At 73.3% G+C, this 17591-nt stretch carries 20 protein-coding genes; 14 read left to right on the forward strand and 6 right to left on the reverse strand.

Features of this window, described 5'->3' with window-relative positions; all coding sequences use genetic code 11:
* The first annotated feature begins 58 nt into the window (after positions 1 to 58).
* The 9 genes from IFT79_RS12045 to IFT79_RS12085 all read left to right on the forward strand — a co-directional run bounded on the left by IFT79_RS12045 (position 59) and on the right by IFT79_RS12085 (position 8232).
* The gene (locus IFT79_RS12045; RefSeq protein WP_192124385.1) at positions 59 to 1648 is read left to right on the forward strand and encodes a 3'-5' exonuclease; all 1590 of its coding nucleotides are present in this window, start codon (positions 59 to 61) and stop codon (positions 1646 to 1648) included.
* Positions 1649 to 2085: 437 nt separating this feature from the next.
* Complete coding sequence (locus IFT79_RS12050; protein WP_192124387.1) at positions 2086 to 3246, forward strand: inorganic phosphate transporter; 1161 nt, start codon at positions 2086 to 2088, stop codon at positions 3244 to 3246.
* Positions 3247 to 3248: 2 nt separating this feature from the next.
* The gene (locus tag IFT79_RS12055; protein ID WP_159828017.1) at positions 3249 to 3521 is read left to right on the forward strand and encodes a hypothetical protein; all 273 of its coding nucleotides are present in this window, start codon (positions 3249 to 3251) and stop codon (positions 3519 to 3521) included.
* Between the two features lie 36 nt (positions 3522 to 3557).
* Positions 3558 to 3713, forward strand: coding sequence for a hypothetical protein (locus tag IFT79_RS12060; protein WP_192124389.1), 156 nt, complete (start codon positions 3558 to 3560; stop codon positions 3711 to 3713).
* Between the two features lie 240 nt (positions 3714 to 3953).
* The gene (locus IFT79_RS12065; protein ID WP_159828020.1) at positions 3954 to 4916 is read left to right on the forward strand and encodes a hypothetical protein; all 963 of its coding nucleotides are present in this window, start codon (positions 3954 to 3956) and stop codon (positions 4914 to 4916) included.
* The gene (locus IFT79_RS12070) at positions 4913 to 5347 is read left to right on the forward strand and encodes a phage holin family protein (protein ID WP_233568373.1); all 435 of its coding nucleotides are present in this window, start codon (positions 4913 to 4915) and stop codon (positions 5345 to 5347) included. The genes IFT79_RS12065 and IFT79_RS12070 overlap by 4 nt, the downstream gene beginning before the upstream one ends.
* Positions 5344 to 5943, forward strand: a complete 600-nt coding sequence (locus tag IFT79_RS12075; RefSeq protein WP_192124391.1) for a DUF3618 domain-containing protein — start codon at positions 5344 to 5346, stop codon at positions 5941 to 5943. The genes IFT79_RS12070 and IFT79_RS12075 overlap by 4 nt, the downstream gene beginning before the upstream one ends.
* A gap of 178 nt (positions 5944 to 6121) precedes the next feature.
* Positions 6122 to 7246: an AI-2E family transporter gene (locus IFT79_RS12080; RefSeq protein WP_056046815.1), complete on the forward strand. Its 1125-nt coding sequence runs from the start codon at positions 6122 to 6124 to the stop codon at positions 7244 to 7246.
* A 134-nt stretch (positions 7247 to 7380) separates the two neighbouring features.
* A complete protein-coding gene (locus IFT79_RS12085; RefSeq protein ID WP_159828026.1) occupies positions 7381 to 8232 on the forward strand; it encodes an alpha/beta fold hydrolase in 852 nt (283 codons plus the stop codon).
* Between the two features lie 18 nt (positions 8233 to 8250).
* Here IFT79_RS12085 and IFT79_RS12090 read toward each other — a convergent pair whose 3' ends face one another.
* Both IFT79_RS12090 and IFT79_RS12095 read right to left on the reverse strand, forming a co-directional pair.
* Positions 8251 to 8475 (reverse strand): hypothetical protein, encoded by a 225-nt coding sequence (locus tag IFT79_RS12090; protein WP_159828029.1) that lies wholly within the window; start codon positions 8473 to 8475, stop codon positions 8251 to 8253.
* Positions 8476 to 8536: 61 nt separating this feature from the next.
* Entirely contained in the window at positions 8537 to 8734 is a 198-nt protein-coding gene (locus IFT79_RS12095; RefSeq protein WP_192124393.1) for a hypothetical protein, read from the reverse strand.
* Between the two features lie 238 nt (positions 8735 to 8972).
* Here IFT79_RS12095 and IFT79_RS12100 point away from each other — a divergent pair, with 238 nt between their 5' ends.
* A complete protein-coding gene (locus tag IFT79_RS12100; RefSeq protein WP_192124395.1) occupies positions 8973 to 10706 on the forward strand; it encodes a RecQ family ATP-dependent DNA helicase in 1734 nt (577 codons plus the stop codon).
* Here IFT79_RS12100 and IFT79_RS12105 read toward each other — a convergent pair.
* Together IFT79_RS12105 and IFT79_RS12110 are read right to left on the reverse strand one after the other, a co-directional pair.
* The gene (locus tag IFT79_RS12105; RefSeq protein WP_277959710.1) at positions 10693 to 11397 is read right to left on the reverse strand and encodes an alpha/beta fold hydrolase; all 705 of its coding nucleotides are present in this window, start codon (positions 11395 to 11397) and stop codon (positions 10693 to 10695) included. The two genes, IFT79_RS12100 and IFT79_RS12105, sit on opposite strands and share 14 nt — an antisense overlap.
* A gap of 39 nt (positions 11398 to 11436) precedes the next feature.
* On the reverse strand, positions 11437 to 12606 hold the full coding sequence (locus IFT79_RS12110; RefSeq protein ID WP_192124399.1) for a LysM peptidoglycan-binding domain-containing protein: 1170 nt from the start codon (positions 12604 to 12606) through the stop codon (positions 11437 to 11439).
* 179 nt (positions 12607 to 12785) lie between these two features.
* On the opposite strand from IFT79_RS12110, the gene IFT79_RS12115 reads away from it, so the two are divergent.
* The 3 genes from IFT79_RS12115 to IFT79_RS12125 all read left to right on the forward strand — a co-directional run bounded on the left by IFT79_RS12115 (position 12786) and on the right by IFT79_RS12125 (position 14711).
* Positions 12786 to 12962: a CsbD family protein gene (locus IFT79_RS12115; RefSeq protein WP_192124401.1), complete on the forward strand. Its 177-nt coding sequence runs from the start codon at positions 12786 to 12788 to the stop codon at positions 12960 to 12962.
* Positions 12963 to 13106: 144 nt separating this feature from the next.
* Entirely contained in the window at positions 13107 to 13796 is a 690-nt protein-coding gene (locus tag IFT79_RS12120; RefSeq protein ID WP_192124403.1) for a DUF4232 domain-containing protein, read from the forward strand.
* 228 nt (positions 13797 to 14024) lie between these two features.
* Positions 14025 to 14711, forward strand: a complete 687-nt coding sequence (locus tag IFT79_RS12125; RefSeq protein WP_192124405.1) for a DUF6518 family protein — start codon at positions 14025 to 14027, stop codon at positions 14709 to 14711.
* A gap of 653 nt (positions 14712 to 15364) precedes the next feature.
* Here the strand turns inward: IFT79_RS12125 and IFT79_RS12130 are convergent.
* Positions 15365 to 16048, reverse strand: coding sequence for a DUF4166 domain-containing protein (locus IFT79_RS12130; protein ID WP_192124408.1), 684 nt, complete (start codon positions 16046 to 16048; stop codon positions 15365 to 15367).
* On the reverse strand, positions 16045 to 16680 hold the full coding sequence (locus IFT79_RS12135; RefSeq protein ID WP_192124410.1) for an SRPBCC family protein: 636 nt from the start codon (positions 16678 to 16680) through the stop codon (positions 16045 to 16047). The genes IFT79_RS12130 and IFT79_RS12135 overlap by 4 nt, the downstream gene beginning before the upstream one ends.
* Positions 16681 to 16757: 77 nt before the next feature.
* Between IFT79_RS12135 and IFT79_RS12140 the strand changes: the two genes are divergently transcribed.
* Positions 16758 to 17387: a maleylpyruvate isomerase N-terminal domain-containing protein gene (locus IFT79_RS12140; RefSeq protein WP_192124412.1), complete on the forward strand. Its 630-nt coding sequence runs from the start codon at positions 16758 to 16760 to the stop codon at positions 17385 to 17387.
* Positions 17388 to 17591: the final 204 nt, after the last annotated feature.

The following is a 17591-nucleotide window of genomic DNA, read 5'->3' on the forward strand; positions in this document are numbered from 1 at the left end:
TTGCGGGCTGGATGCCCATCGGGCAACCTGCCAGGCTCGCCCCGACGAAAGGGATGACATGGTTCACGGCGGCTACGCGGTCATCGACGTCGAGACGACGGGTCTCTGGCCCGGGCGACACCATCGGGTGATCGAGATCGGCATCGTGCACCTCGACGTCCACGGTGAGGTCGAGGCGTCGTTCGAGACCGTCGTCGACCCCTCGCGGGACCTCGGGCCCATCCACGTCCACGGGCTCCGCAGCGCGGACGTCCGCGGGGCACCCCGGTTCGAGCACGTCGTCGACGACCTCTGCGACCGCCTGCGCGGACGCGTCGTCGTCGCGCACAACGCCCGCTTCGAGGCGCAGTTCCTGGCCGCCGAGTTCGCGCGCCTCGGGTTGGTGTCGCCGCTCGGGACCGACGGGTCGGGCGCACTCTGCACGATGAAGCTCGCCCCCACGTACCTGCCCGGCGCCGGCCGCACGCTCGCCGACTGCTGCGCGGCCATCGACGTCGACCTCTCCGTCGCCCACGAGTCGCTCGGCGACGCGGCGGCGACCGCCCAGCTGCTGTCCGCCTACCTGCGCATGGGTGACGCCCAGTCGGCCTGGTGGCAGGACTGGGGCCGCTACGCCGCCCTGCAGCAGTGGCCGACGGCCGAGACCCCGCGGTCCACGCCGCACCCCCGGTACGCAGGAGGCGCGGGTGGCGCCGACGACGGAGGCCACGTCCCCGGCCGCGCGGCCTGGCGGGCCCGGCGCCGTGTCGCCCGGGTGCGCGACCTCGCGCCCGCCCCCTCCGCCGTCCTCTCGGCGTCCGGCGCCGTGGGGCCCATGGCTCCGGCGGCGGTGCCCCCGGCGAGCCCCGCGGGCGGCACGCACCTCGCGGGTCCCGTCGACCTCGACCTCGATCGCGACGTCTACGGCCTGTCCGTCGAGCCGGCGCCCACCGAGCCCCGCTTCCTCGAGCGGGCGACCGAGCTGCTGCCCCAGCTCGGCCTCGACCGTCGTCAGGACCAGTACGCGGCGATGCTCGACAAGGCACTGTCCGACGGCTACCTCTCGAGGGACGAGGCCGGGAACCTCGCGACCCTCGCCGTCGAGCTCGACCTCGACGACCTGTCCCGTGCGCTCGTGCACGACCGCTACTTCGCCTCACTCGTCTCGACCGTCTGGGCGCACGACGTGCTCTCGGACGACGAACGGCGGCAGGTGGACGCGGTCGCCGAGATGCTCGGCATCGCCCCGCACCGGCGCGACGCGGCTCTCGTACCGTCGGTGCTCGAGCGCGCGCCCCGTCCGGCGGAGGACGACGAGCTCGACGAGTTCGAGGTCATCGAGGGGCTCGACGAGTCCCTCGGAGCGGCACCGGAGCCCCGGACGCCGTCCCTGGCCCGGCCCGACGTCGGGCCGCTGGCACCCGGCGCGCACGTCGCCCTGACCGGATCGCTCAGCCAGGAGAGGGACGCCCTCGTGCGGACGCTCGAACGTGCCGGGTTGGTCGTCTGGCCGGCGGTCACGACCGAGACGTCGCTGGTCGTCGCCGCGGACGTCGCCTGCGCATCGGGCAAGGTCCGCAAGGCCCTCCGTTACGGGGTGCCCGTGGTCGACGAGACGCAGTTGCCGTTCGTGCTGGCCCGCTCGCGTCGGTCACGCACGGCGGCCTGACGCCGAGGAGGCGCGGGATGCCCCGTGGGGGATCGCTCCTTAGAGGGTGGGATCGTCCGTGAGGTGGTCGTCGCTGTCGAGCGACGGCCACTCGGTCACTTGCTCGGGTGCGGTCTCGGGGAGGGTGGTGCGTGCCATGGGGTCCGTCGGGTCGGGGTGCTCGGTGCCTCCGGTCGGACCACCTCCCGAGCTGCGGGAGGACGGCGACCGGGAGCTGGGGCTGCCTGCGCCCACCGTACGCGCCTCGCGGGGCTGCGCCTAGCGGAACGGCCGGTCCCGACGGTGGTGGGCACCGAGCCCTCCGGTCCATTTGCATGATGTGCAAGATTCCTTCGGCGTTCATCTTCGAGCGCGTCCACGAGGCCTAGCGTCGCACCGGGGCCATCGTGCCGCGGTCATCGGTCGGTGACCGGCGAGGGTCCCGGAGGGCGGTACCGATGGACGTGTTCGTCACCGTGGTGCTCGTGGTCGTGATCGCGCTGGTCTTCGACTTCACGAACGGCTTCCACGACACGGCCAACGCCATGGCCACCTCGGTCGCCACCGGCGCCCTCAAGCCGAAGGTCGCCGTCCTCATCTCGGCCGTCCTCAACCTGGTGGGTGCCTTCCTCTCGACCGAGGTCGCGAGCACCGTCTCGAACGGCATCATCCGCGAGGGAGACGGCGGGGTCCAGGTGACACCGGTCATGATCTTCGCCGGTCTCGTGGGAGCCGTCATCTGGAACCTCGCCACCTGGTACCTCGGGCTGCCGTCCAGCTCGTCGCACGCCCTCTTCGGCGGCCTGATCGGGGCCGCGGTCATCGGTGCCGGCGTGGGGGCCGTCGACTTCGCCGTGGTCCTGTCGAAGGTCGTGCTGCCGGCCCTGATCTCGCCCGTCGTGGCGGGCGTGGTCGCCCTCGTCGCCACCTACGTGGCCTACCGGATCACGCGGCAGGCCACCCTGCGGGGGTCCACCGCCGGCTTCCGGCACGGGCAGACGATCAGCGCCTCCCTGGTCTCACTCGCCCACGGCACGAACGACGCCCAGAAGACGATGGGCGTCATCACGCTGACCCTGATCGCCGCCGGCTACCAGGGAGCCGGCAGCGCCCCGCAGCTCTGGGTGGTCCTCGCCTGTGGCCTCGCCATCGCGCTCGGCACCTACCTCGGGGGCTGGCGCATCATGCGCACCGTGGGCAAGCGCATCACCGACGTCCAGGCCCCGCAGGGGTTCGCGGCCGAGACGAGCTCGGCCGCGACCATCCTGATCTCGTCCCACCTCGGGTTCGCCCTGTCGACGACCCAGGTGACGTCGGGGTCCATCGTCGGGGCAGGGCTGGGCAAGAAGCTCGCCACGGTGCACTGGGGCGTCGTCGGCAGGATCGCCTCGGCCTGGGTGGTGACCCTGCCGGCCGCCGCGCTGGTCGGAGGGCTCTCGGCCTGGCTGGCCAGTTCGAGCACGGCGGGCCTGGTGGTGGTCGCGGTGCTCGCCCTGGCCGGTGGGCTCGCCTTCGCCCTCCTCGCCCGACGGCACCCGGTGACCCACGAGACCGTCAACGACAGCGACGAGGCCCCGGCCGCCGAACGGGTCGGCGCGAGCCGCGGACGAGGGGAGTGACCATGTTCTTGGGAGTCGACTGGGGCGCCTTCGTCGTGGTCTTCGCGACCGCGCTCGCCGCCACCGCCGTCATCGTCACCGCGTTCGCGACGGGGGTCCGTCTGTTCGCGGACGGCGCCGTCGAGTCCGACGGCGGGGCCGGTGTCGCCGTCCCGAGCGCGGACCCGCCGCGGTCGAGACCGCTGGGCGCCACGGTCGCCGGCGGGCTGTGCTTCGCCGTGGGGATCGCTGCCGTGCTCGTCGGACTGTGGCTGATCGTCCCCCAGTTCCACTGACGGCCCGGTCGGCGGGCCGGCGAGTATGGTGCGGGCATGACCAACGAAAACGGCATCCCCGACGGTTCGACCGACATGACCGAAGACGACAAGAAGTACACCGAAGACCTTGCCGACGGGTCGAAGCAGGGCCTCGTCGACGACTCCGAGCAGAGCGACGACAGCGAGGTCTCGGACGGCAAGGACAGCTAGTCGCCCGGGCTCCGGCCCCGACAGGTCACGACATGCCGCTCACGTGCGAACGTGGGCGGCATGTCGCGTTTCCCCGACACGATCCGTCCCGATCACGACCCTGCCGGCCAGCCCGTGTCAACCCCCCGTCGCGTTTTCACCATGTGCGGTCACCGCCCCCCGGGAGAGGGACAGAGTGACAGGTCGTACCCCGATCACGACCGTCACCCGGACGGTCGCCGACGATCCGAGAGGCACGACATGAGCGACGACGAACGCTACGACGGAGACCCGTCCACCCCGGTCTACGACACCACCTCCGAGGGGCAGCCGCTTCGCGGCGCCGCCTCCGGGCACGACCACCTGCGCCGCGACGACGCCGTGACCGACCTGGGCGACCAGGTCGGCGCGTACGCCGACATCACCGACCCCGACGCGACGGCGAGCGACTTCAGCGCGACCGCGGCCCCGGTCGTCGAGGAGCACCTCGGGCACGACCACACCGGCACCGACGCCGGCACCGGCACCGGCGCCGCCGACACCGCGAAGGCCAAGGCAGGCGCCGCGAAGGACGAGGCGGCCGGGGTCGCGGACGACGCGAAGTCCGCGGCCTCCGACGTCGCCGGCAGTGCCAAGGAGCAGGTCTCCAAGGTCGCTTCCGAGGCCGGCGGCCAGGCCAAGCAGCTCTTCGGCCAGGCGACGGGCGAGCTCAAGGAGCAGGCCGGCGCCCAGCAGGAGAAGGCCGCGGCCGGCCTCCGCCAGGTCGGCGACCAGCTCGGCTCGATGGCCGACTCCGCCGACAGCGGCATCGCGGGCGAGCTGGTCCGCAACCTGTCCGGTCGCGCCCACGGCGTCGCCGGCTGGCTCGAGGGTCGCGACCCGGGCAGCCTGCTCGACGACGTGAAGTCGTACGCGGCGCGCAAGCCCGGCACGTTCATCGCCATCGCCGCGGTCTCCGGCCTGCTCGCCGGACGCGTCGTCAAGTCGCTGACGGCCGAGGCCGGGGACGAGCACGCCGCCACGACCGGAGACGCCGGAGGTGCGGCGAGCCGGCCCGCGCCTCCTGCGTCCGCCGCCGCGCCGAGCCGTCTCGTCGGTGACGTCGGCCCCGTGGCCGGTGAGTACGACGTCGTCACCGAGGGCGACGTCCCCGGCGTCGGCACGTCGACGCCCGACTCCAGCGTGCCCACGACGTGGCCCGGCACGTCGGGGACGCGCGCGTGAGCGACCCGTTCCGCGAGCCCGTGGCGACGCCTCCCGCCCCGGAGGAGAAGGCCGCGACCACGTCGCTCGGCGACCTGCTCTCCGGCGTGACCGGTGACATCTCGACCCTCTTCCGCCAAGAGGTCGAGCTGGCCAAGGCCGAGCTCACCGAGTCGGCCAAGAAAGCCGGCAAGGGTGCGGGCATGTTCGGCGGAGCGGGTCTCACCGGCCTCTTCGCCCTGCTGTTCGTCTCGCTGGCCGCCATGTGGGGCCTCGGCGTGCTGATCGGCCTCGGCTGGTCGTCGCTGATCATCGCGGTCGTCTACGCGATCGTCGCCCTCGTGCTGTTCCTGCGCGGGAGGAAAGAACTGAAGAGCATCAAGGGGGCACCGAAGACGGTCGACTCCCTCAAGAAGATCCCCGAGACCGTCACGCCTGGAGGCACCGCATGAGCACCACCGACCAGAACGGCAGCAGCCGCACGCCCGACGAGATCCGCGCCGAGATCGAGCGCACGCGCGCCGGACTCGGCAACGACGTCGACGCGCTCGCCGACAAGGTGAACCCGTCGAGCATCGCGCATCGTCAGACCGAGAAGGTGAAGAGCCGCTTCTCGGGCGTCAAGGAGTCGGTCATGGGTGCGGCGCACGATGCGGCCTCGACGACCTCGGGCGCCGGTCACGACGCCGCGGGCAGCGTCTCGGACGCCTCGTCGGCGGCCGTGCGCAAGGCGAAGGGCAACCCGCTCGCCGTCGGCCTCATCGCCTTCGGAGCCGGCTGGCTCGTGTCGTCGCTGATCCCCGCCTCGGACAAGGAGAAGGAGCTCGTCTCCGACGCCAAGGACGCAGCGGGCCCGGCACTCGACTCGGTGAAGGGTGCGGCGCAGGACGTGGCGTCGAACCTGAAGGAGCCCGCCCAGGAGGCGTTCGCCTCGGTCAAGGGCACGGCGCAGGACGCCGCCTCGACCGTGAAGGACGACGCCTCGAGCGCCGCGGGCGACGTGAAGGACAGCGCCCAGCAGTCGAAGGAGAACGTGCAGGGGGCCTGACCCCTCGGGCCCGCGTCCCGACGGACGCAGACAGGCCCGTCCCGACGAGAGTCGGGGCGGGCCTTCGCACGTGACCGGGCGGAGGAGCTCCCTGCCGATGGAGTGATCGTGCGACTCGGACCCCGGCCGACCGGGGTCGGCGTGGCCTCGATCGGCTTGAGCAGGTCAGGATGGTCGGATGCCCTCGTCACCCCGCGCCCGTCTCGTGCGTCGATCGGCCGGTACGGCCACGCAGACCGCCACACCCCCCAGCCCGATGCAGCGCCCCGGCGCCTTCCGGTTCGGCCTCATCGCGACCCTCGGCGGAGGGCTCGGCGTCGGCATCATCGTCGCCCTCATGGCCCTGTCGACGATCCTCGTCTACATCGGCCTCGCGTTCTTCCTCGCGCTCGCCTTCGAACCGGTCGTCCGACGCCTCGCGCGCGCCGGCGCCCCGCGCTGGGTCGGCGTCGTCGTCGCCGTCGTGCTGGTCGTCGGGGTCGTCGTGGGCATCGTCGCGGCCGTCGTGCCCGCGCTGATCGAGCAGATCGGGCACGTCGTGCAGACGGCCCCCGCCGCCCTGCAGGAGCTCTCGCGCCAGCCCTGGGTGCAGCAGGCCGTCGAGACCGTCGGGTTCGACGTCGACGTCGACGACGCGGTCGGCGCCGTCACCTCGTACCTGCTCGACCCCGACCAGTTGCTCGCCCTCGGCGGAGGCCTGCTCGCCGTCGGCCAGGGGATCACCAACGCCATCACCGCGGTGATCGTGGTCGCGATCCTCACCCTCTACTTCGCGATCACCCTCCCGCAGATGCTGCGCTCGCTCAGTCGCGCCGTGCCCCGCAGCCACCGCGAGAACGTCATGAGCATCTCGGACGAGATCTTCCTGTCGGTCGGCCGCTACGTCGCCGGGCAGGTGGCGCTCGCCGCCGTCAACGCCGTGTTCGTCTTCATCGTGCTGACGATCGCCGGCGGACCGGTGCCGGTGCTCTTCGCCACCCTCGCGTTCCTGGGCGCACTGATCCCCGTGGTCGGCACGGTCGTGGCCTATGCGATCATCATCGCCGCCACGATCACCGTCTCGCCGGTCACCGCGATCGTCGTCGGCATCGTGCTGCTCGTCTACGCCCAGGTCGAGGCCTACGTGCTGACCCCACGGGTGATGTCCAAGGCCGTGGCGGTGCCCGGCGCCCTCGTCATCGTGGCGGCCTTCGGGGGAGGGGCGCTCGGCGGCATCCTCGGTGCCCTCGTGGCGATCCCGATCGCGACGGCCGGAGTGGTCGTCTTCGAGCGGGTCGTCGTGCCGCGCCAGCAGCGGGTCTAGACGGTCCGGGTCCAGACCGTCGGGTCGTCCGGGCCGTCGGGCCGCCAGGCCGTCAGGCCGTCAGGCCGTCAGGCCGTCCGAGCGGCGGCATGCGGGTCTGGGCAAGGGCACGGCGGGGCGCTACCGTGGCGGACATGAGCGGCGAACGCGCGGACGTGACCCTGTCGGACGGCACCGCCCTGGCGGCCACCCGGTGGCGGGGCGACGGCCCGACCGTGGTGCTGTTGCACGCCGGCGTCGCCGACCGCCGGAGCTGGACGGGCGTCGCCGACGAACTCGCGGCCGACGGTCTCGACCTGGTGGCCCACGACCGCCGCGGGTTCGGCGAGAGCCCGGCCTCCGCGGCCGACGGCGGCGCCACGCACCTGGCCGACCTCGTGGAGCTGCTCGACCGGCTGGGCCTCGGGCGGGCGTTCGTCGTCGGGAACTCGATGGGCGGTGCGCTCGCCCTCGACCTGGCCGTGACCGCACCCGAGCGCGTGGCGGGCGTGCTGCTGATCGGTGCCGCGGTCAGCGGCATGACCGACGACGACACCCCGTTCGACTGGACCCCCGACCCGGCGTCGGGTCCGCTGATGGAGGCCCTCGACGAGGCGTCCGGCAGCGGCGACGTCGAGGCGCAGGTCCGTCTGCTGGCCCACCTCTGGCTCGACGGTCCTGCGGCGCGGAGCGGCCGCGTCACGGGTGCCCCCCGCGAACTCTTCGAGCGGATGAACGCCCGCATCCTCGAGGTCGCCGCACCGGACGGGGCCGGAGACGCCGGGCTCGACACGTGGAGCCGCCTCGGCGAGGTCGCGACGCCGGTCCTGGCGACCTGGGGCGCGCTCGACATCCCCGCCGACGAGCCGTTCTACGCCGAGACGGCTCGACGTCTCGGGCAGGGACCGGGTCGGGTGCTGCCCGGCGTCGCCCATCTGCCGGGACTCGAACGGCCCGGGCTGGTGGCCGACCTCGTCCGCGAGGTCGTCGCGGGCGTCGGGAACTGAACCCGCGCCTCCTGGTCGTCAGATCGCGGGACCGCCGGGTGCCGGCGGGCCGGCCGGGTCGTCGTCACCGGCGAGCAGCAGGTCGATGCGGAGTTCTCGTTCTCGCGTGTAGGCCGTCAGTGCTCGGATCACCCAGAGCAGGGTCCTGATCAGGAGCACGGCCAGCGTGACGGCCAAGGCGAACACCACCACGAAGAAGACGGGGTAGAGGACACCGACGAGGGAGAAGCCGTTGGAGTACATCCCTCGACGCTAGGTCACGACCGGGGCCGGAGGGCTCCACCTCGCGGTGGAGCCCCGGGACTCACTCCTCGGCGTCTGCCGGGCTCTCGTCGGCCTGCGCGGTCTCGTCCATGCGGTCGCGGAGGTGGTCGGCCATCGAGGCCGCGCCCTCGTCGCCGTGGTCGGCCTTGACCTGTTCGATCAGGCCGCTCAGCTTCTCGTGGTCGGTCGCCTCGGTGGCCCCGTCCATGACGGGTTCGGTCTGCTTCTCGTCGCTCATGCACCGGACGCTACGCCCACGGGGTCCGCGACGGCTGGACCCGCGCCTCCGCCCGTGACGTGCGGCGCGGGGCCGGTCCGCGGGAGGTGCGACGGGAGGCGCGACGGGCCCACCGAGGGGTAGCATGCGCGACCCGCGGCGGGTGGGGTACGCAGGGCCGGGCATCGCCTGGCAGCCCTGCGCGTGTCGCCCCGCACGTGCCTGGGATGGACCTCTGCCCCACCGGAACGAGGACCACATGAGCACGACGACGCGCCCCGCACGCACCCGCACGAGCACCGCCCGCACGAGCACCGCCCGCACGAGCACCGCCCGCACCGACGACATCACCCGTGCCGCCGCCGACCTCTTCGGTTGGACCGACCTGCACCCCGCCCAGCTCGAGGCCCTGGAGGCGGTGGTCGCAGGCCGGGACACCCTCGCGGTCATGCCCACGGGATTCGGCAAATCGGCGATCTACCAGGTGGCCGGCGCCGTGCTCGACGGGCCCACGGTCGTCGTCTCGCCGTTGATCGCGTTGCAGGCGGACCAGGTCGCGGGACTCGTCGGACGCCCCGACGCCCCGCCCGCCGTCGCGATCAACTCGGGCCACACCGACGCGGAGAACGACGAGGGCTGGGAGCGCCTCGCCGCCGGAGAGGTCACGTACGTCTTCCTCGCCCCCGAGCAGCTCGCCCGGGACGAGACCGTCGACCGCCTGGGCGATGCCGGGGTCGCCCTCTTCGTCGTCGACGAGGCGCACTGCGTCTCGTCGTGGGGGCACGACTTCCGGCCCGACTACCTGCACCTCGGCGAGGTCGTCGAGCGTCTCGGGGGACCCACCGTGCTGGCCCTCACGGCGACCGGGTCGGGCCCGGTGCGGGACGAGATCGTCGAACGCCTCCGCCTCGACGACCCGCTCGTGCTGAGCCACGGCTTCGACCGGCCCACCCTCTCCCTCGAGGTCGTGCGGCATGAGGACGACGACGAGAAGGCCCGCGCCGTGGTCGAGCAGGTGGCCGCCTCGACGACGCCGGGCATCGTCTACGTCGCCACCCGCAAGGCGACCGAGCACTACGCCGCCGCGATCGCCGAGCGCTGCCCCGACCGCACGGTCGTGGGATACCACGGCGGCCAGCGCTCGGCCGAGCGGGGCGAACTGCACGAGCGGTTCCATGCCGGAGAGGTCGACGTGGTGGTGGCCACGAGCGCGTTCGGCATGGGGATCGACAAGCCCGACGTCCGGTTCGTCGTGCACGCCGACGTGCCCGACTCGCTCGACTCGTACTACCAGGAGATCGGCCGGGCCGGGCGCGACGGCGACCCCGCCACCGCGACCCTGCACTACCGCCCCGAAGACCTCTCGCTTCGCTCGTTCTTCGCTTCGGGCCTGCCCGGGCGAGCAGACCTTCGGGGGGTCTTCACTGCGCTCTCGGCGGCGGGTCGGCCCGTCCGGCGATCGGAGGTGTCGGACCAGCTGGCCCTCGGCGCGCGCACGGTCTCGCGCCTCATCGACCTGCTGCTCGAGGGCGGTGCCCTGTCCGAGTCGTCGAAGGGGTTCGAGCCGGTCGACGGCTTCGACGCCCGCAGTGCCGCCGAGGCGGCGCGCGGGGTCGCCGAGACCCGCGACCGGGTCGAGCGCTCGCGCATCGAGATGATGCGCACCTTCGCCGAGGCGCCCGGCTGCCGTCGGCACTTCCTGCTCGGCTACTTCGGCGAGGACTCGCCCGAGCGGTGCGGCAACTGCGACGGCTGCCGGGCCGCCGAGAGGGCAGGCGACCCCCGGGAGGCGCGCGGAGGCGAGCAGGACGACGTCACCGACACCGCGCCTCCTGCGTTCGCGCCCGACGCCCGCGTCGTGCACGCGACCTGGGGCGAGGGCACCGTGATGAGCACGGACGCCGACCGCATGACGGTGTTCTTCGAGAGCGAGGGCTACAAGGTGCTGGCCGTCGCCGACGTGCTCGCGCACGACCTGCTCACGCCGGCCTGACCCGCTCGACGGGCTCGCCGGCGGCGGCGAGGACGGTGGCGATCGTCCGGGGGTGGGCCAGCACCCGGAAGTGCCCGCCCGCGTGGAGGCGCACGTTGACGGCGCCGGGCAGTTCGCTGCCCTCGGGGATGTGGGGGTCGAACTCGCCGAAGACCGAGGTGATGCGGCCGTTGACCGACTCGTCCCGTGCGAGCCGCATCGTCGTCGCGTCGCGGGGGGAGAAGGCCCGGAGGGCGGGCAGCACCAGCCAGGTGGCGTAGCGCGACCCCGAGAACGGCGAGCAGACGGCGACCATCGACCGCACGCGGCGGGTCTCGTCGAGCAGCGCCATGACGTACTTGCCGATCAGGCCGCCCTTGCTGTGGGCGACGATCACCACGTCGGTGAGTCCGTGTGCGAGCAGGTAGGCGGCGACGTCGCGGGCGGTGGCCTCGACCGGGCGGCTGTTCCACCGCAGGTCGTCGAGCACGTGCACGGGGTGGCCCTCGGCGTGCAGGCGTTCGATCATCGGTCGGAGGAAGGCCCAGGTCTCCCACACGCCGGGGACGACGAGCACGGGCCGACCGGTGCCGCCGAGGTAGCGCTCCGGGTCGCGAGGACTCGTGACGGCCCTCACCTGCCAGACGGCGGCGTAGGCGTAGTCCTGCACCCACCACACGGCGTGACGGACGAGCACGGGGAGGCGGGGCACCACCCCGACCCTAGGCGTCGTCGTGCGGGACGTCCCGGCTCAGACGCTGTCGGGGTCGAGGACGAGCGTCGTGCCCGCGAACAGGTGCTGCGCGTCGTCGATGACCTGGAGGCCCTGGTTCATGTAGAGGAGCGCCGAGACCGAGATGCCGAAGCGCCGGGCGACGGCGTCGATGAGGTCGTCGGGCGCGACGGTGTACCGCTTGGGCGAACCGGACGCCGTGGTCGCCTCGAGCGCTCCCGTGGCGAAGGCCACCGCACCCGAGTCGACCGGGGCGATGTTCGTCCCACGCGGCGGCACCGACCAGGCGACCGGGGCGACGGCGAGCACCTTCCCGGCCGAGATCTCGACGGGGACGTCCGGGGAGGTGCTGGTCGAGTGGACGACGAGGGTCGAGAGGTACGACGGCTGGGTGACCGCTCCGAAGCTCCAGGACGCCGATGCCGGGGTCGCGGTGGGCCCCCCGATCTCGGAACCCCCGTCGCCTCCGAAGGTGATGCCGTCGCCGACGGACGGAGCGACCTGGTAGAACGACACCCCCACCGGCACGGGCAGGCTCGAGGTGAAGTCGGTCACGTCGGTCGTGTAGGTGCCGTCGCCGGTGGCGACCACCCGGTAGTGGAAGTGGATGCTGCCCTTGGGGGACGCCACGTCGGACTCGGCGACGACCGTGCCCGCGGGCACCGGGGTGATGAACGGCGCCGGCACTGCAGCGTCCTCGGGCGGCGGGGTGGCCGCCCGGGGCGAGGGCGTGGCGGGGGCGGTCGGCATCGGCGACGGGGAGGCACTCGGGGTGGGTGTCGAGGTGCGGGCGATCGTGGTCGGGCTCGCGGACCCGGTCGGTGCCCCGGCCGCGAGCGGGGCGGAGCCGTTCGTGAACAGGACCGCGCTCACGGCCACGGCGACGAGGGCCGCGGCGGCGACGACGCCGCCGATGACGGCGAGGCGGCGGCGGCCGGACCGGGGGGCGGGTTCGTCGTCCTGGTCGTCGACGGTCGCGCCGACCGGGTCGGCCGAGGCCGCGCTCGCGGCGCCGCTCGTGGTGGCCGAACCCGAGGTGCCGGGGTGCGACCAGGCGACGAGTCGGGGTCCGGCAGCGTCCGTCGCGTCGACCGTGACGGCGTCGTCGTCGGACGCGGGGGGCGCGAAGGGTTCGTGACCGGGCGTGACTCCCTCGTCGTCGCCCGCCCCCGGTGTGTGTCGTGCCATGGTGCCCCCTCGGCGACGATCCTAGGCGACGGCGTGGACCGGGTCGAGACCGATCGGTCGGGTCCCGGTCCGGGTACGAACCTGGAACAGCCTGTGAACCCCGGCGGCCCGCGGACACCCGGCCTACCGTCACGGGTGTACCGGGTCAGTCCGGTCGACCGACAACCAGGAGGTACGTCATGTCCGTTGGTGACAAGGCAAAAGATTTCGTCCAGAAGGCCGCCGGCAAGGCCGAAGAGGCCGTCGGCAAGCGCACGGACGACGAAGAGCTCACGAAGCAGGGTCACAAGGACCAGCACATGGGCGACGAGCGTCTCGAGACCGAGAAGGCCAAGGACGACCTCGGCAAGAACTGATCGTCCCGCCGACCCCGGTCGGCACCACGAAGGGCCCGGCATCCGCGGATGTCGGGCCCTTCGTCGTCCCGACGGAGACCGGGGAACGAGCGGGTAAAAGTGCAGAGTGTGCAAGAAACCGGCCGAGCGTGCTTCGGTGGAGGCATGAAGCGTCCGATCCGTTCTCTCGTCCCCGCCGCGGTCGTCGTGGCGTCCTTCGCCGTCGTGCTCTCGGGCTGTTCGGCCCCGGGCGGCCCCGAGACGACGGCGGCCCCCACCGTGACCGTCACGGCCTCACCGACGACCGGCTCGTCGGCGACCGACTCGCCGACCAGCGCCTCCTCTCCCACGGCGACGCCGGGTCCCGACGGGGCGTCCGGCGGTGGCGGCGACCTGGGCGACGGTGCCCCGGGTGACGCGGCCTCGAGGTGCACGGTGGGCGAACTCACCGCCGAGATCGCCGACGGAGGCGGGGGTGCGGCCGGCAGCTACGGCGTCGCGATCATCCTGACCAACGGCGGTCAGCGCTCCTGCACCCTCCAGGGCTGGCCCGGCGTCTCGTTCGTCGGGGACGGGAACGGCACCCAGATCGGCGCCTCGGCCGCGCTCGACCGCTCGACGCCGCACGAGGCCCACGCGCTCGCCCCCGGTGCCGAGGTGCAGACGATCGTGCAGATCGCCCAGACGGGGAACTACGACGCGTCCGAGTGCCGCCCGCAGGCGACGGACGGGTTCCGCGTCTACCCGCCGGGCTCGCTCGAGTCGATCTTCGTCCCCGCCTCGGGGTCGAGCTTCGAGGCGTGTGCGAACGCCCGGGTGCAGCAGATGAGGGTGAGCGCCCTGGCCACCTTCTGACGGCACGCTGGCTCGGCCGGCACGCGGGCTCGGCGGCACGCGGGTCCGGCCGGCATCGCGGCCGGGCGGATGGGGATCGTCCTTCCGCGGCCGACGGTCCGACGGCCCGACGTCCACGGACGTCTCGACGGGCGAGGTCATCCTCGCGCCGCACGGCCTGCGACCCGCGGAGGACGCGTGCCGAGGCCGGGCGTTCGTACGCTGGCACCTCCTCGAAGGAGAGCTGCCATGACCGGGACCCGACTCGACCGCCCCGCCCCGCCGACCGCCCGACGGCAGGGGGCCCGGGCTGCGACGATCGTCCACGGCATCGGTCGGGTCGCCGCGGTGGCGGCCGGAGCCCTGGTGCTCGGCGGACTGACGAGCCCGGCACAGGGCGTCCTGCCCGAATGGCTCGGTGGTTTCGCGAACTCGTCCGGCGGCTGGTCGATCCTCGTCTTCGCGCTGGTCCTGACCGTGCGGGCCCGTCCGGCCCTGTCGGCCGTCCTGGGTGCCGTGGCGTTCGTGCTGCTGGTCGAGGGCTACCGGGTCGTGTCGGGATGGCGCGGCTTCCCTTACGACGAGCCGTTCCAGAACGTCTTCACGATCCTCGGGCTCCTCGTGGGCCCGGTGATCGGCGTCAGCGCCGCGATCCTCCGCGCGTCGTCGCCGACCCGGCGCACCCTGGCGGTCGTGCCGCTCTCGACGGTGCTCGTGGGGGAGGGGTTCTACGGGCTCATCGTCCTCGACCAGGGACCGGGCGCGATCTACTGGGTGCTCCAACTGGTCGTCGGCGCGGGCTTCCTCGCCTGGGGCACGGTGCGGACACGGTCGTCCGTCCCGACGTGGGTGCCCGTCGCCACGGCGGGGTCGGTTGTGGCCCTGTCGATCGTGTTCGTCGTCGCGTACACGGCCCTGCCTCGCCTGCTGATGTGACCGGCCGGGTCGTGCCCCCGCCGGGACTCGACCCGCCCCTCCCCGGTGGCCGCCGATGCCGACGCCGGCGACCGACGCCGTGCCGGTGTCGCGGCGTCGCGGTGTCGGCGATTCCTGGCTGGTGCTGCGGCGGGGTTTCGCGATCGGCGTGGAGGGGTGCGGCCGTGACGAGAGCCAGGACTTGCCGACGGGGTCTGACGCTGGGTCCGGTGCCGTGGCGGGTGCCCGTGTCGCGGTGTCGGCAATTCCTGGCAGGTGCCGCGGCGGGGGGCGTGGATCGGCGTGCGACGGGTGCGGGCGTGACGGGAGCCAGGACTTGTCGACAGGGGTTGATGCCGGTGCCGGTGCCTGGGTCAGTGGTGCTGGCGGTCGCGGTGTCGGCGATTCCTGGCTGGTGCTGCGGCGGGGTGTCGGGATCGGCGTGGGACGGGTGCGGCCGTGACGGGAGCCAGGACTTGCCGACGGGGTCTGACGCTGGGGCCGGTGCCGGTGCCGGTGCCGGTGCCTGGGTCAGTGGTGCTGGCGGTGGCGGTGTCGGCAATTCCTGGCCGGTGCCGCGGTGGGGTGCGTGGATCGGCGTGGGACGCGTGCGGGCGTGACGGGAGCCAGGACTTGCCGACAGGGGGGATGGGACGCACGCTCCACTTCCGGGCCTAGAGACGCGCCTCGGTGCGTCGCGGCTTGAGCCGGGCGGGCGCATCGGAGGCGGCGACCCACTCGCAGGTGAAGGCGCCGCGGTAGCCGAAGAGGAACCCCAGGCGGTGGTTGTGCACCTCGAGGTCGACGTGGAACGACTCGTCGTCGTCGGACCACCACTCGTGCAACTCGGCCCGACCGCTGAACAGCATCGGGAAGCGGAACGAGACGGGGCCCTCGTGGAAGCGCTGCGCCCCGGATCGCAGCACGAGGCCGCCGCGGTCGTCGACCGACAGGTCGAGGTCGACCGCGAGGTGCTGGTGCGTGCCGAGGTAGTCGAGTACCCGCCCACGGTCGAGCACCATCGTCGCGTCGAATCGGACCGGCCGTCTTCCCGCGCGGCGGCGCGGCACCGAGTACGAGCGGACGAAGGTGACCGTCTCGCGTGCGAGTGCGTCGCGGTACGGGTAGTTCTCGATGACGAAGGGCACGTCATGGCCGACGTCGGGCACCAGGATGTTGCGCAACCGCCCGATCTGCAAGAACGGGACCGTCCACCACGGGCCCCGCCGGATCGACGACATGACCCCCCGGCCCACGCAGGCCTCGCCCGAGTCGAGACCCACGCCGAAACGTCGCTGCATCATCGGGTGCAGACGCGTGAAGTCCTCGCCGAGGGCCTGCTCGAAGATCGACGTCATCGGGGTGACCGCCTCGCGGGGTCGTGCAGCGCGGCCAGGGTGACCGGCGCCTCCTTCAGGTGGTCGCCCGCGCGCGTGCCGCCGGCGGGCGCACGCAGGGTGCGGGAGGCGCGGGGGCGGTCCGGACGCCAGAACGCGAGAGCGCAGGCGAGCGGCCACCGCTCGGGTTCGCGGCCGGACTCGAGCCACAGGCGCAGGCGGTCGAAGCTGTACGCCGTCGCCCAACCGAGCAGCGGACGCACGACCAGGTCGAGCGGGCCCCAACCCGGGTCGTAGTCGTAGCCGGTCACGAAGCGCGTCCGTCCGTCGGCGGTGGGCACGTAGCGCCAGTACCCGCGACCGGCCCGGATCGGCGAGAGGACGTCGTCGGTCGCGAAGCGCAGGGCGGACGTGCGCGAACCGTCCCGGCCGTGGCGCTCGCCGATGCTGACGCCCGTGCCCCGGACGGTGTGGACGGGCGTGCGGCGGACGTAGCGGAACGGGGTCGACCCGTCGGCGTCCGGCGGCCCGGGGGTGATGCTCGAGAAGCGGACGTCCCAGCGGACGTGCTGGGCGGGGTCCTGGGTGGCGGCCCAGACCCGGTCGAGGTCGGCGTCGATCACGGTCTCGACGTAGATCTGACGTTTCCCCACGATGGCGAGGCTAGGGCATGGTGACGGCCGGGTGGACACGCCGCGACGCAGGTCACGGCCGGATCCAGGCTCACCCCATGGGCGAGAGCTTCGCGACGGTCCGCGACGCGTTCGGGGCGGCGGCGCGATGGTTCGCCGAGACGGTGCACGAGCTGGACCGGCCGCCGGGCCTCTGGGACGCCCCGGCCCTCGGCGAGTGGAACCACCGCGACCTCGTCGGCCACACGTCGCGGGCCCTGCTCACGGTCGAGCAGTACCTGCGGCCCGGGTCGTCGGATTCCGGCCACCGGACCGTCGACTACTACCGGGCGGTCCGGTGCGGCCGTGCCGTCCCGGACGAGGTCGCTGAGCGGGGGCGGCAGGCAGGACGGGACCTCGGCGCCCACCTGCCCGAGAGCGTCGACGCCGTCGTGCGACGGGTGACCGGCGTGGTGGCCGCACGGACCGCGGACGCGCGGGTGGAGACGCCGGTCGGCGAATGGCGGCTCGAGGCGTACCTCCCGACGCGCGTCGTCGAGCTCGTGGTGCACACGGGCGACCTCAGGGCGGCCGCCGGGCTCGACGGGCAGGCGCCCGAGGTCGCGGGTCGTCAGGCGCTGGTGGTGCTCGGGGCCCTCGTGGCCGATGCTCCGTGGGCTGACGCGCCGCGCCTCCTGACGGCCCTGACGGGTCGCTCGGCGCTCGCCGCCGGCTACACGGTGCTCTGACTGGGCTACCGGTCTGCCGCGGGTGCCTCCCATCCCTCGACAACGCCCCCGGGGCCTCCGGCTCGGGCTCTGGCTCCGGCAATTCCGGGCTCGTGCTGCGGCGGGGTGCCGGCTTCCGCGCGGGAGGGGAGCGGCTGCGACAGCGACCCGGAGTTGCCGACGGGGCGACGGCCTGGGCCACGCGGGGGGCCGTCGCGCTCGCGG

Source organism: Frigoribacterium sp. CFBP 8759 (assembly GCF_014841655.1).
GTDB lineage: Bacteria > Actinomycetota > Actinomycetes > Actinomycetales > Microbacteriaceae > Frigoribacterium.